Below are 13,763 nucleotides of genomic sequence, written 5' to 3'. Positions count from 1 at the left end.
CCCCGTGGTGTAGCCCCCCACCGGCGTGTGCCCCACGCTGGCGCTGGCCGGCTCGAAGCCCGGCTTGCGATTCGCGAACCCGGTGAATCCGTTCGGTAGCTCTTGTGCCGTCATGCTGCTGTCGTCCTCGCTCGATCGCCGTTCGTTTTCGCGCACCAGTATAGCACTCGCACATCGCCTGCAACCGCAGTCCACGGGCGAGCGCAGCAAGTCAGCGGATGCGCCTGGGCGCGACGCGGGCACCTCTCCGCCCCACCGGCCGTCGAGCCGCCGAAAGGCCCCCTACCCCTCCCGCTCGTGGAGCATGTCCAGCAGTTCCTGGCGCTTGTGGATGTCCAGCTTCGTGTAGATGTGCTTCGCGTGGGTGCGCACCGTGTTCTCGCTGATGACCAGGCGCTCGGCGATGCTCGCCATGCTGTTGCCGCGGGCGATGAGCTCCATGACCTCCGTCTCGCGCGTGGACAGGCCGAAGGCCTCCTGCATGGCACGGCACTGCTTGGACGTGCGGTCGCGGATAGTGCCGGCGTCGTCCGAGGCGCTGGGACGGTTGCGGCGCTTCGGCGCGGCCTTGGCGGGCTTGGGCTTGGGGGATTTGGCGGCCTTCGCAGAACCGGGAGCGGCGGCACGCTCGTCGGCATCGGCCGAGCCGCGACGCAAAAACTCGATGGGGTCAGCCGTCACCGTCCCCTTCGACGCCACGGCCTTGAACAGCGTGCCCGTGGACACCAGCAGCGTGATGCCCAGCACGTAGCTGGACACCATGGCCACGAAGAACAGCCAGTCGAACCCGTCCACCGAGACGAAGTCGCTCACCCACCCCAGCAGAAAGCCCACGGCCTGCATGAGGTATACCACGGCGCCGAAGAACGCGTAGATGAACACGGGGTTGATGCCGCGGTCGCGCGAGACCTGCGCGCACTGCATCATCATGAGCATGAGCACGAGCGAGAACACCATGTAGGTGAAGGCGGCGAACAGGTTCAAGTACCCCGCGCCCAGAAACGGAAGAAGCAAAAAGCCGGTTATGACCAGCGGGTACACCATGCGGAACACCGACGTGAGCCCCAGGCGGAAGCTCATGCGCCGCCACAGCAGCAAGAGCACGGCAGCCGACACGAACGAGCCCAGCATGGAGGCGCTGTTCACAACGAGGCTGATCTCCTGGTGCAGAAGCGCGATGCCGCGAATGACCCCGCTGGCGAACGCGAGCGACCCCACGCACAGCGCGCTGCGCCAGTAGTCGGAAACCACCTGGCGGTAGACCTGCGGATGCTGACGCGGCACATCCTCGAACATGGGCTGGTCCATGCGCATCTCGCGCACGGAGAGCGCGATGCAGAGGCCGCACAAGGGCACGAACACGAGCGGCACCAGAAACGCCGTGAGGGCGATGGGCACCAGGTACAGCGCGAAGTAGATGAAGGGCGCCAGCGCCGTGCCCACCACGAGACGCACGTTGCCCTGGGCGGGCGGCAGCGAGGCGAAGTAGCGCTGCCAGAGCATGAACAGGCCCGCGCACCCGATGCCCAAGAGCACGCCGCCCGCGGCCACGAGCACGAGCACGGCCTCGAAAACGTACATGGCGCCGATGAGGCACGCCGACCCGGCGAACACGAGGATGGCGCTCAACGACACCAGCATGCGCCGCGCCCCGTGCGGGAAACGGTACGACCCCACGGCGCTTGCCACGAACGCGCCCCAGAACGCGAGCGACTGCGCAAGGAAGAAGGTGAGCGTGACTTCCGCCGTCTGGAACTCCATCGGCAGAAACGGGAACACGCCGCCCCAGATGGACGTGGCGTTCACCGTGAGAAAGCACGCGTACCCCCAACTGGACACATGCGTATGCGCGGCGCCTTCTGCCACGTGAAGTCGGCCCTCCCCTGCCTCGATCTCCTTGCCCTGCGCATCCATTATAGTACGAAGCAGCGCCGGGCAACCTGCGCACCGTGCAGGCCGCCCGGCGAATGGGGTGATACCGCACCGCTCTGAACTGGTAAAACGCTTAAATCACATGCAAAGTGTGATTCTACTGCCCTGTTATTTCGGTAGCGTGGCCCCTGGAGGAGTTACCAAGGAGAAGGAGGGAAACCATGGCAATGAACGAAGCAGCGACGCTGTCGCGCCGCACGTTCGTGAAGGGCTCGCTCGCCGGGCTCGCGCTGGCCGGGGCCGCCGGAAGCGCGCTGTACGGCTGCGCTCCCAAGAGCGAGGACGGCGCCAAGGACGGGGGCGCCGCGGCGGCTGACGAGATCGTCTACAGCCAGTGCGTCGTCAACTGCGGCGGGTCGTGCCTGCTGCGCTGGCACGTGCAGGACGGCAAGATCGTCTACGCCGAAACGGACAACGTGGGCGATGCTGCCGGGTTGCAGGCCCGTGCCTGCCTGCGCGGACGCACCATCCGCCGCTGGATCAACTCGCCCGACCGCCTCATGAAGCCCATGAAGCGCGAGGGCAAGCGCGGCGAAGGCAAGTTCAAGGAGATCAGCTGGGACGAGGCCTACCAGGGCATCGCCGATGCGCTCAAGAACACCATCGACCAGTACGGCAACGAGGCCGTGTACATGAACTACGGCAGCGGCGTTTCCTCCGCCACGAGCCGCCTGTTCCCGCGCCTTGCGAACCTGATGGGCGGTTACCTGAAGAGCTACGCGGACTACTCCACGAACATGATGCAGTCCGGCATGCCCTACACCTACGGCGACAAGTGCAACCCCTACGACAGCGTGTACGCCTCGTCCATGTCGGAAGCCGAGAAGTCCGATCTGGTCATCATGTTCGGCAACAGCCCAGCCGACACGCGCATGGGCGGCGCCAACATCGTCTACGACTTCGCGAAGGTGCGCGAGGCCGGTGCGAAGATCGTCAACATCGACTACCGCCTGAACGAGACGAGCTCTGGGCATCCTGACGAGTGGTTACCCATCCGCACGGGAACCGACGCGGCCCTCGTGAACGCCATCGCCCACGAGCTGATCGCGAACGACCAGGTGGACAAGGAGTTCTTGGACAAGTACTGCGTGGGTTACGACGAGGACACCATGCCCGAGTCCGCTAAGGGCCAGAACAAGTCCTACAAGGACTACATCATGGGCACCGGCTACGACATGGTGGAGAAGACGCCGGAGTGGGCCGCCCCCATCACGCAGATCCCCGCCGATCGCATCCGCCAGCTGGCCGCCGACATCGCGGCCGCAAAGGCGCTGTTCGTCGTGCAGGGCTGGGGCCCGCAACGCCACAACAACGGCGAGAACACCTCGCGTGCCATCTGCATGCTGCCCATCCTCACGGGCATGATCGGCAAGCCCGGCACGAACACGGGCATGCGCGAGGCCGAGCCGGGCGGCATCCTGGGCAGCATGCCCAAGGGCGAGAACCCGGTGAAGACGGCTATCAACTGCTACCAGTGGCTCAACGCCGCCGACCACGGCGAGCAGATGACCGCCGCAAAGGACGGCGTGCGCGGCGCCGACAAGCTTTCGACCGGCATCAAGTTCCTCTGGAACTACGGCGGCAACTGCATCTCCAACCAGCACTCCGACATCAACCTCGTGTACGACGTCCTGCAGGACGAGAGCAAGCTCGAGTGCATCGTTGTCATCGACACCGTCATGACCGACTCCGCCAAGTACGCCGACTACTTGCTGCCCGACGCCATGCGCGCCGAGCAGATGCACATGGCAGCCAACGGCTATGCCGAGTACTACAACGGCGTCGTGGTGGGCGGCCCGGCGCAAGATGCCCCGGGCGATGCCCAGAAAGAATACGATATCGTTTCCGGCATCGCCGACAAGCTGGGCCTGAAGGACGACTTCACCGAGGGCAAGACGCAGGAGCAGTGGATCGAGGAGATCTACAAGAAGTCCGCCGAGAAGGACGGCAACATGCCCAGCTGGGACGAGATCAAGGCCCAGGGTCATTACAAGCGTGAGCTGGAGCCGGTCATCGGCCTGGCCGACTTCGTGGCCGACCCGGCGAAAAACCCGCTCGAGACGCCGTCGGGCAAGATCGAGATCTACGCCGAGCGCCTGGCCGAGAATGCCGCGAAGCTCGAGCTGGCCGAGGGCGACGTCGTCACCCCCATCCCCGTGTTCGACCCGGGCTACCTGGGCTACGGCAGCACCACCGACGAATTCCCGCTGTACGCCTCTGGCTTCCACTACAAGTCCCGCACGCACTCCTCCTACGGCGGAGTGGAAGAGCTCAATCAGGCCTGCCGCCAGCAGATCTGGATCAACGATCTGGACGCTCAGGAGCGCGGCATCGGCAACGGTGATAAGTGCTCCGTGAAGAGCCCCGTGGGTGAGATGCTTATCGAGGCCAAGGTCACGCCGCGTATCATCCCCGGCACCGTAGGCATCCCGCAGGGCGCTTGGCACGACGCCGACATGGCGGGCGACCGCATCGACAAGGGCGGTTGCATCAACACCATCACCCCCTACCATCCCTCGCCGCTCGCGAAGGGCAACGGCGTGCACTCGCTCATCGTCCAAGTAGCGAAAGCGTAAAGGAGGAACGCAACCATGGCCCAGTACGGTTTCTATTTCGACAGCACGCGCTGCACGGGCTGCAAGACCTGCGAGATGGCGTGCAAGGACTACAAGGACCTGCCCGCCACCATCGCGTTCCGCAAGGTGTACGACTACGAGGGCGGCTCGTGGACCGACGCCGGCGACGGCATCTACACCACCGACACGTTCGCCTACCATGTGTCGCTGGCCTGCAACCACTGCGCCATGCCGGCGTGCATGGCCAAGTGCCCGTCGGGCGCCATCGAGAAGGACGGCAAGACCGGCCTCGTGCACATCGACCAGGAGAAGTGCACGGGCGTGGGCGCCTGCGTGACCAGCTGCCCCTACAACGTGCCCGTTCTCGACGATGCCAAGAAGGCCCAGAAGTGCGACGGCTGCGCCGACCGCGTGGCCGAGGGCCTGAACCCCATCTGCGTGGACGCCTGCCCGGTGCGCGCGCTCGAATGGGGTGACATCGAGGAGCTGCGCGCGGCCCACACCGGCACCGTGGCGGGCATCGCCCCCATGCCCTCGCCGGACGAGACCACGCCGTCCATCGCCATCAACCCCTGCCCGGCCGCCAAGGAGCCCGGCGACACCACGGGGGCGATAGCGAACGAGAAGGAAGTCACGAACGTCCCCGCGTAACAGCACCGTTTCCGCGGGGCCCGGCATCGCTTGCGGCCGCCGGGCCCCGCACCTCTCTGAAGAAGCGGCCGCGCCTCTCCCTCCCCGGCGCGGCCGCTTCCGGTATACTGGGGCGGGATGCCCGCTCCAGGAGCGTGCGGGCAGGGGAGCATGGCAGAGGGCCGCTCATGACGTTCGGATTCTTCTTCGACAACACGCGCTGCACCGGGTGCAAGACCTGCGAGATGGCGTGCAAGGACTACCGCGACCTCGGGGCCGAGGCCATGTTCCGGCGCGTCATCGACTACGAGGGCGGCACGTGGGAGCGGCCCGGCGCGGCGAGCGCGGGCACCGAGGCGGGCATGGCCGTTGCCACGGGCGTGTTCGCCTACCACCTGTCGCTCGCGTGCAACCATTGCGGCGACCCCGCCTGCACGCGCGTGTGCCCCACCGGCGCCATGCACAAGGACGACCGCGGGCTCGTGTGGCCCGACGAGCGCAAGTGCATCGGCTGCGGGTACTGCACCATGGCCTGCCCCTATCACGCCCCCTTCATCGACCAGCACCTGAAGAAGAGCTCGAAGTGCGACGGCTGCCGCGCGCGGCTGGACGAGGGGCTGGGCCCCGTGTGCGTCGAGGCCTGCCCCGTGCGGGCGCTCGAATGGGGAGATCCGGCAGAGCTGGCGGCACGTCATCCGGGCGCCGTGCGCTCCATCCTGCCGCTGCCGCCGGAGGACGCCACGTGGCCGAACCTCTTCATCCTCCCCTCGCCCGCGGCCGCGCTGGCCGCCCAAGTGGGCGGGCATATTGCGAACCACCAGGAGATACAGGTATGACCAGCGGTTTCGACGAGTTCTCGCTCGCGTTGTTCACCACGCTGGCGCCGGCCGGCACCATCGCCTTCATCGCGCTCGCCCTGGCGCGCCTGCTCGAGCGCGACCATGAGGCCGCCGTGCGCATCGACCGCCTGGCCGCGCTGCCGTTCTCGGTGGTGCTCGTGGGCTTCATCGCCTCGGCCACGCACCTGGGCACGCCGGCCAACGCGCTGCACGTGTTCTCGGGTGTGGGGCGCTCGCCTCTGTCGAACGAGGTGCTGGCGGCCGTGGCCTTCCTCTTCCTGGCGGGCTCGTACTGGATGGCAGCCTTCAAGCAGCACTTCCCCGACTCCGTGGCGAAGCCGTGGCTCGTGCTGGCCTGCGCGGCCGGCGCGGCATTGGTGGCCTGCACGTCACTGGCCTACGCGGTGGACACGGTGCCCACTTGGAACACCTGGTACACGCCGGCGAACCTGTGGTTCTCGGCGTTGCTGGCGGGGCCCGTGATCGGGCTGCTGTTCCTGCACCTGGCGCGCTCCGGGCGGCTGCGGTACGGCGCCGTGCTCGTGGCGGTGAGCATCGTTGCGCTGGCGGCGGGCACGGTCGTGCTGACGCTGCACCAGCAGAGCCTCGCCGGCGTGGCGAACAACGAGCTGGCAGCCAGCGCCCTCGTGCCGGGCTACGGCACGGCCATCGCGTTCCACGCCCTCGCAGGCATCGCCGGCTGCGTGTGCGCCGCCCTGTCGCTGCGCTCCCGCCGCAGCCGCCAAGCAACCCTGGCCTTATGCGGAGCAGGAACGTTGCTGCTGCTGACCGCCGTGCTCGTCACCCGCGTGGAGTTCTACCAGCTGCATTTGACCGTGGGGTTCTAGGAGGAGGCGCCCCGCGGCGACAGGCCCCGGCTGCCGTCCGGCAACCAGGGCCCAAGAACCTCAGTGCCCGCCGCCGGCCATCATCTTGGCGGCATGCGGCAGGGCGGCCACGATGCCATCCCAGTTCTCGCGGGCGGCTTTCTCGCTGCCGGGGAGGTTGATCACCAGGTGCCGCCCCCGCTGCATGCACAGCGCACGCGAGAGCATGGCGTAGGGGGTGATGGCCAGCGAGTGGGCGCGCATGGCCTCGGCAATGCCGGGCACGTTGCGCTCGCACACGTCCATCGTGGCCTCCGGCGTCACGTCGCGCAGCGAGAGGCCGCTGCCGCCGCAGGTTAGCACGATATCGGCATCGAGCTCGTCGCAGGCGGCCACGATGGCAGCCGCTATATCCGCACGCTCGTCTTTCACCACCACATGGCTCGCGCACGTCCAACCCTTCTCGGCAATGAGCGCCTCGAGCGCGGCGCCCGCGGTGTCCTCCTTCATGCTGCGCGTATCGGAGCAGGTGACGATGGCAAACGTCAAAGTATGGTCGGACATGGTCGTTCCTTTCTCGCAGGTTGGCGTTAGTAAGTCAGCGAGAAGGGCTGTGGTGCGTCGAATTCGCGGGATCACGGAGGCGAAGCGTACCTTGGGTACGCGAGTCTCCGGGATCCCGCGAAGGCGGCGTGCCACAGCCCTTCGCAGCGTCGGGCCGTTCCGCCGTTCGGAAGAACGGCGGAACCTCAGAGGCTGACCTCCTCGGAAACGTCCAGCAGCATGCAGTCGATGAGCGAGCCGGCGGTGCGCGACTCCAGGCCCTCGGGCATGATGGCCATGCAGTTGCTGCGCTGGATGACACCGAACAGGCCCGAGCTCTGGTTCTTCGCAGGCGCCACCACGTACTCGCCAGCGTCGTCCTTGTACAGCGTGGAGCGCAGGAAGATGCGGCGCGGGTCGTTCTTCTTCACGTCGCGCGAGAGCTTCGCCTTCACCACGGGGCGCGTGAAGTGGCGGTAGCCCTGCATCTTGCGCAGCGCGGGGCGGATGATCATCTCGAAGCCCACGTAGGCGGCCGCCGGGTTGCCGGGCAGGCCGAACACGGGCGTGCCCTGCACCACGCCGAACGTCTGGGCCTTGCCGGGACGCATATTCACGGTGGTCATGAGCAGCTCGCCCAGCTCTTCCACCACGGGCTTGATGAAGTCGAAGTCGCCGTTGGAGGCGCCGCCGCTCGTCACCACGAAGTCGTACTCGCGGGCAGCGGCGGAAACGGCGGCCGCGAGGGCCTCCAGCGTGTCCTCCACGATGGGCAGGATGGTGGGCGTGGCGCCCGCGGCTTGCGCGCACGCGGCCAGCGCGTAGCTGTTCGAGTTGCGGATCTTGCCGGGCGTGGGAACCTCGGTGGGGTCTACCAGCTCGCTGCCGATGGAGATGATGGCCACGCGCGGACGGCGGTGCGTGGGCACCTCCACCACGCCGCAGCCGGCCAAAAATCCGACGCCGGCCGAGCCGATAACCTCGCCGGCCTCCACCACGACCTCGCCGGCCTTGGCCTCCTCGCCCGCCTCGCGCACGTTGTTGCGCTCCTTCACGGGGGCAGTGAACGCCACGCGGCTGCCCGGCTTGCCGTCGCCGGCCACCACGTCCACGATCTCGTACTTCACCACGGCATCGGCATCGTCGGGAACCGGCGCGCCCGTCATGATGCGCACACACTGGCCCTCCCCGATGGAGCCCTCGTATACGTCGCCGGCCGCAACCTCCGCGATCACATCCATCTCCACCGGCTCCTCGACGCTCGCGGAAGCCAGCTCGGCCGCGCGCACCGCGAAGCCGTCCATGGCCGAATGCGCGAACGGGGCGATGTCGATGTCGCTGCGCAGATCCTCGGCTGCCACACGACCCACCGCCTCCAGCACCGGCACCGTCTCCTGCGGCAGCGGATCCACGTTCGCGAGCACGAGCTCGCGGGCCTCTTCGAGCGAGATCATTTCCTTCATCGGTTCGTCCCCTTCCTGAAAAAGCGCGCCCCGTCCCTCCGCCTTCGCCGACGCAGGCCGTTGCGCACCTTCGATATACCATGCCCACTATTATAGCGCTGAAAGTATAGTTGCGGACGGCGACTTTGCCGGCCGCACCCGCGCCCGCCAATGCCAGCCGACAACTTCCGAGCGCCGCTATAATGGCAAGGGAAACGACTGAAAGGAACTCCTTATGACCCACGCCGAAGCCAAGCCCTCCCTCTACCGCAACGTTCGCATCCACCAAAGCGCGCGCCTCTCCCCCGCCGCCGGCATCGTGGGCGACGTGACCATCGGCCGCGACTCCTGTGTGCTGGCCGGTGCCCAGATTCGCGCCGACGACGCGCCCGTCATCATCGGCGACGAGGTGAACATCCAGGAGAACGCCGTCGTCCACGTGGATCACGATCATCCCGCCATCCTCCACGATCACTGCACCATAGGGCACGGCGCCATCATACACGGCTGCGAGATAGGGCCGAACGCGCTCGTGGGCATGGGCGCCATCGTCATGAACGGGGCGAAGGTGGGCGCGAATTGCGTGGTGGCCGCCGGCGCGCTGGTGTCCGAGGGCAAAGAGCTTCCCGCCGGCAGCCTGGTTATGGGCATGCCCGCGCGCGTGAAGCGCACGTTGTCGGATGAGGAGATCGCGCACTTGTGCACCGCGGCGGGCGACGAGTACCTGGCCGTGGGCGCCCGCATGCTGGAGGAGGGCCTGCTGCACAACCCCGAGCCGGGCACGGACGTGCATCCGAGCTTCTAGGAAAACGCCAGCGCAATACCGTCCAGCGTCTCCCTAGCCGGTTATCGGGCAGCGAGAAGCAGGTCCGCGTAGGCTGGCGCGACGTCCTCGATGCGCGCGAGCGTCTTGTCCTCGCCTTCAGGCAGCTCGTTGACCAGCGCGAGGAAACGGCCCGGATCGAAGCCCGGCCCCTTCGCGAGCACTTCGTACGCATCGCCCTCGAAGCAGTTCGCAAAGCCGGTGGGGGCGAAGCCGTTGCGCAGGTAGAAGTCGCGACGCCTCCTCCGCTGGAGGGCGTTCGACGCCGCATCGTCAAGCGGCTCGATGTCAAGCGTGATGGTTTTGCCCGGGAAGCGGCGCCCGACATCCTCAAGCATGCGGGCTCCATTGCCTCGCGACCGAGCCGCCTGGTCCACGGCGAGAAAGAGCACGTACGCCAGATCGGCGCCCTCGATCATGAAGGCGAATCCGCAGAACAGCCCTTCGTCGCGGTACGCGAGCAGCGACACTTCCTCGCGTTCGGCCTGTTCCAACAAGAATGAGAACGGCGCCTGCTCGTTCGGCGGGAAGGCGGCCTCCAGCAGCCGCTTGACCTCCCGCGCATCCTCGGTCCCCTCTTCAACGGTACATGTCGACAGCATCAGCAGCCCCTCCCCTGTTAGAAGCTCTGTTTCCCCTTTTATGAAGCGGAGCCGGGCCGCCCCCTTAGACGGTCCGGCTCCGCAAAACGCGCAGTCGTTAGCGCTTGATGTTGTAGAACGCGCTCATCCCGGCGTACTGGGCGGCGGTGTCCAGCTCCTCCTCGATGCGCAGCAGCTGGTTGTACTTCGCCACGCGGTCGGAGCGGCAGGGCGCGCCGGTCTTGATCTGGCCGGTGTTGCATGCCACGGACAGGTCGGCGATGGTGGTGTCCTCGGTCTCGCCGGAGCGGTGGCTCATGACGCAGGCGTAGCCGGCCTGCTTCGCCATCTCGATGGCCTCGAGCGTCTCGGTGAGGCTGCCGATCTGGTTCACCTTGATGAGGATGGCGTTCGCGCAGCCCATCTCGATGCCCTTGGCCAGGCGCTTGGAGTTGGTGACGAACAGGTCGTCGCCCACCAGCTGCACGCGGTCGCCGATGCGCTCGGTGAGCGCCTTCCAGCCGTCCCAATCCTCCTCGGCCATGCCGTCCTCGATGGAGATGATGGGGTACTTGTTGACTAGGGCCTCCCAGTAGTCCACCATCTCGGCGCTCGTGAGCTCGCGGCCCTCGCCGGCCAGCACGTAGCGCTGCTTGTCGGCATCGTAGAACTCGGTCGAGGCCGGGTCCATGGCGAACATGATGTCGCTGCCCGGCTTGTAGCCGGCGGCCTCGCAGGCGCGCACGATGTACTCGAGCGGCTCCTCGTTCGTGGTGAAGTTGGGGGCGAAGCCGCCCTCGTCGCCCACGCCGCCGCCCAGGCCCGCGTCGTGCAGCACCTTCTTCAGCGTGTGGTAGATCTCGGCGCACCAGCGCAGCGCCTCGGCGAAGGAGTCCGCGCCCACCGGCATGATCATGAACTCCTGGAAGTCCACGTTGTTGTCGGCGTGCACGCCGCCGTTGAGGATGTTCATCATGGGCGTGGGAAGCAGGTGCGCGTTCGCGCCGCCCACGTACTTGTACAGCGGCAGCTCGGCCGACTCGGCCGCGGCCTTCGCGCAGGCCAGCGACGCGCCCAGGATGGCGTTCGCGCCCAGGGCGCCCTTGTTGTCGGTGCCGTCCACCTCGAGCATGATGTCGTCGATGGTGCGCTGGTCGTCGGCCTCCAGGCCGATGAGCGCCTCGGCGATCTCCTCGTTCACGTGGGCCACCGCGTCGAGCGTGCCCTTGCCGAGGTAGCGGCCCTTGTCGCAGTCGCGCAGCTCCACGGCCTCGAACGCGCCGGTCGAAGCGCCCGACGGCACGGCGGCGCGGCCGAACGCCCCGTCCTCCAGCACCACTTCCACTTCCACGGTCGGGTTGCCGCGCGAGTCGAGAATCTCGCGACCGAACACATCGATGATGACGCTCATGCATGCCTCCTCGTAAGTCTGTTCAATCCGCTTCGCCGGACCGTTCCGCCGAAGCGTGACCTTCCCGGCAATCATAGCACGTAGGAAGCGCAATCCCCCATTCTGCGAGCGTTTCCCACAACACCGGCGACGAACGGTTGACGATGGGAGGGGCCGAGGATTCGGTGCCGAAGCTCTAATTACAGCCCCATATCGTCCAAACTCACCAACGTTGCCCCTAGAAGCGGAACTCGGACGGCCAGTCGAAATCGGCGGAGGCTTCTGCGCTTTCAGGCCAGTGGGCGCACCAGGCGGGGACGATGGGGTGCTCGATGCGGTCGATGCTCGGGGTGTAGGGCTTGAGGTCGAGGACGGGGGTGCCGTCAGCCGCGTCGAGGTAGGGCGTCTCCACGAGGCCGACATCCGCGTCCACAGCAGCCAGCTCGATGACCGTGAGGGCCAGCGGGTTGGGGCGCAGCGGGCTCCGTGTGGCGAAAATGCCCAGGTCGTGGTCGAGGCGCGCATAGGGGCGCCCCGCGTCGACGAGCGCGCGCAGCTCGGGGTCGTCCACCTCGTGGGCCCACCAGGTTACGACAGCATGGCCGAAGCCCTCGAGGCCGCGCAGGCCGTCCCGGTACGCCGGGTCGATGCGCAGCTGCGCAGGTCCTTCCCCTCCCCCATTCACGACGCCGACGGGATGCACGGTAAACGTTTGCATGGATCGCTCCTCTCACGATGGCCGCCCCTGCGGCGGCACCTGGTGAGGAGCATAGGGGCTGACACCGTGGGAGGGTCAAGCGGTCTTCCGGACGGGAACCAAAAACTCCGTGAGGTAGTCCTGCGGGTCGTCCGCATTCCATGGGCCGCGGTGGGCCACCTCGCACGTAGGGCCGGCCATGCGCAGCGCGGGATGGTCCTCCAGCCACCGCGCGAACGACGCGTACACAGGCGCGATGTTCTCGTAGGGGCCGTACACCTTGATGCTCGCGGCAAGCGGCAGCGCGGCACTGCGGTAGAAACACAGCGGCCCGTCGTCCTCGCCGTGCGCGTCGGTGGCCACGGCCACCTCCACCACGACGGCCGTATCGTCTCCGGCGCGCCCGGACGAGCCGGACCCCGCCCCCTCGTTGCAGAACTCGCAGTACTCCGTGTAGGGCTCGGACGGCGTTATCCCCCGCTCCCCCATGAGCGCGCCCAGCCGCTCCCACGCCCGCCGCTCCTCGTCGTAGTCCGCCAGCTCCATGCGCAGCGCCACCACCTGATAGGGGGGAACCGACACGAGCGTCACCTCGCAGCTGACGGCCGCCCCGCCGGCCTCCACCTCCTGCCTGAAACGGCGCAGGTCGGCGAGTCGGCGCTGCTCGCGTCCGATGCCCTCCTCGAGCTCCCGTGCGCGATCGTCCAAGGCGCGCGCCAGCTCCCCGTCGTCCGCATGCGCCAGCCGCCCGATCTCCCGGATGGGGAACCCCAGGTCGCGCAAGACGGTGATGCGGTTCGCCTCCGCCAGCTGGGACACGGCGTAGCGGCGGTACCCCGTCTGGGCGTCCTGTTCGGCGGGCTTGAGCAGCCCCACCTGGTCGTAGTGGCGCAGCATGCGCACCGATATGCGCGAGAGCCGGGAGAACTCGCCTATCTGCAACATGGGAAACCTCCTTGGAGCCGGTCGGTCGACGCAGCATAGCATGGAAGGCCGCGCGAGGGCCTCACGCCTCCAACGGATGCTCGGAGCCGTCGGCGGCCAGGTCCTCCCGCTCGCGCGCCAGGTAGTCGACGAGCTCCTGCTGGGAGTGCACGGCGAGCTTGCGGTAGATGCTGCGCACGTGCGTCTTCACCGTGTCGGGCGACACGGACAGCGCCTCGCACACGGCGCGCCGCGACTTACCCTCGGCCAGCAGCAGCATGACCTCGCTCTCGCGCTGAGTGACCTCGCGCTCCGTGGCCACGAAGCGCACGACGGCGGCAAGGTCGCCGGTCGCGAGGCCGCCCTCGCCGGGGCGGACCGTCCCCCATCCGTACTTCAGGTTACTGCCGCTGCACAGGAACAGCGCAGCCGCCAGCACGATGCACGCGACGAGGCAGGCGAGCAGCGCTGGATCCTCGACCGGGGCCACGCCGACGGCCGGGACGGCAGGGCCGCCGGCAAGGAAGGCGCACGCTGCAAGGCCGCCCACCACGGCCCC

At 67.5% G+C, this 13,763-nt stretch carries 13 protein-coding genes; 5 read left to right on the top strand and 8 right to left on the bottom strand.

Annotated elements, in window-relative coordinates:
- Window positions 1-282: 282 nt before the first annotated feature.
- A complete protein-coding gene (locus GPA_RS07630) occupies window positions 283-1,914 on the bottom strand; it encodes a LuxR family transcriptional regulator (protein WP_015539501.1) in 1,632 nt (543 codons plus the stop codon).
- Between the two features lie 179 nt (window positions 1,915-2,093).
- Here GPA_RS07630 and GPA_RS07625 point away from each other — a divergent pair, with 179 nt between their 5' ends.
- From GPA_RS07625 to GPA_RS07610, 4 genes are all read left to right on the top strand, one after another.
- Window positions 2,094-4,508 carry a DMSO/selenate family reductase complex A subunit gene (locus tag GPA_RS07625; RefSeq protein ID WP_041239267.1) on the top strand — a complete coding sequence of 805 codons (2,415 nt, stop codon included), beginning with the start codon at window positions 2,094-2,096 and terminating at the stop codon, window positions 4,506-4,508.
- 15 nt (window positions 4,509-4,523) lie between these two features.
- The gene (locus GPA_RS07620) at window positions 4,524-5,159 is read left to right on the top strand and encodes a DMSO/selenate family reductase complex B subunit (protein ID WP_015539499.1); all 636 of its coding nucleotides are present in this window, start codon (window positions 4,524-4,526) and stop codon (window positions 5,157-5,159) included.
- A 167-nt stretch (window positions 5,160-5,326) separates the two neighbouring features.
- The gene (locus GPA_RS07615) at window positions 5,327-5,974 is read left to right on the top strand and encodes a 4Fe-4S dicluster domain-containing protein (RefSeq protein ID WP_015539498.1); all 648 of its coding nucleotides are present in this window, start codon (window positions 5,327-5,329) and stop codon (window positions 5,972-5,974) included.
- Window positions 5,971-6,825: a dimethyl sulfoxide reductase anchor subunit family protein gene (locus tag GPA_RS07610; RefSeq protein WP_015539497.1), complete on the top strand. Its 855-nt coding sequence runs from the start codon at window positions 5,971-5,973 to the stop codon at window positions 6,823-6,825. The genes GPA_RS07615 and GPA_RS07610 overlap by 4 nt, the downstream gene beginning before the upstream one ends.
- A gap of 60 nt (window positions 6,826-6,885) precedes the next feature.
- On the opposite strand, the gene GPA_RS07605 is transcribed toward GPA_RS07610, so the two are convergent.
- Both GPA_RS07605 and GPA_RS07600 read right to left on the bottom strand, forming a co-directional pair.
- Entirely contained in the window at window positions 6,886-7,368 is a 483-nt protein-coding gene (locus tag GPA_RS07605) for a MogA/MoaB family molybdenum cofactor biosynthesis protein (RefSeq protein ID WP_015539496.1), read from the bottom strand.
- 185 nt (window positions 7,369-7,553) lie between these two features.
- Entirely contained in the window at window positions 7,554-8,810 is a 1,257-nt protein-coding gene (locus tag GPA_RS07600; RefSeq protein WP_015539495.1) for a molybdopterin molybdotransferase MoeA, read from the bottom strand.
- Between the two features lie 214 nt (window positions 8,811-9,024).
- On the opposite strand from GPA_RS07600, the gene GPA_RS07595 reads away from it, so the two are divergent.
- Complete coding sequence (locus GPA_RS07595) at window positions 9,025-9,594, top strand: gamma carbonic anhydrase family protein (protein WP_015539494.1); 570 nt, start codon at window positions 9,025-9,027, stop codon at window positions 9,592-9,594.
- 41 nt (window positions 9,595-9,635) lie between these two features.
- Here the strand turns inward: GPA_RS07595 and GPA_RS07590 are convergent, their stop codons facing one another.
- From GPA_RS07590 to GPA_RS07570, 5 genes are all read right to left on the bottom strand, one after another.
- Window positions 9,636-10,214 (bottom strand): GNAT family N-acetyltransferase, encoded by a 579-nt coding sequence (locus GPA_RS07590; protein WP_015539493.1) that lies wholly within the window; start codon window positions 10,212-10,214, stop codon window positions 9,636-9,638.
- Between the two features lie 97 nt (window positions 10,215-10,311).
- On the bottom strand, window positions 10,312-11,604 hold the full coding sequence (gene eno / locus GPA_RS07585; RefSeq protein ID WP_041239265.1) for a phosphopyruvate hydratase: 1,293 nt from the start codon (window positions 11,602-11,604) through the stop codon (window positions 10,312-10,314).
- A gap of 217 nt (window positions 11,605-11,821) precedes the next feature.
- Window positions 11,822-12,301, bottom strand: a complete 480-nt coding sequence (locus tag GPA_RS07580; RefSeq protein ID WP_015539491.1) for an SAM-dependent methyltransferase — start codon at window positions 12,299-12,301, stop codon at window positions 11,822-11,824.
- A gap of 75 nt (window positions 12,302-12,376) precedes the next feature.
- Window positions 12,377-13,225, bottom strand: coding sequence for a MerR family transcriptional regulator (locus GPA_RS07575; protein ID WP_015539490.1), 849 nt, complete (start codon window positions 13,223-13,225; stop codon window positions 12,377-12,379).
- A gap of 61 nt (window positions 13,226-13,286) precedes the next feature.
- Window positions 13,287-13,763: response regulator transcription factor (locus tag GPA_RS07570; protein ID WP_041239263.1), on the bottom strand; the 477-nt coding region annotated here is incomplete at its 5' end.

Origin of the sequence: Gordonibacter pamelaeae 7-10-1-b, from assembly GCF_000210055.1 — a bacterium.
GTDB classification, from domain to species: domain Bacteria; phylum Actinomycetota; class Coriobacteriia; order Coriobacteriales; family Eggerthellaceae; genus Gordonibacter; species Gordonibacter pamelaeae.
The sequence above is the reverse complement of the archived record's forward strand: the minus strand, read 5'-3'. Positions and strand labels throughout refer to the sequence as shown.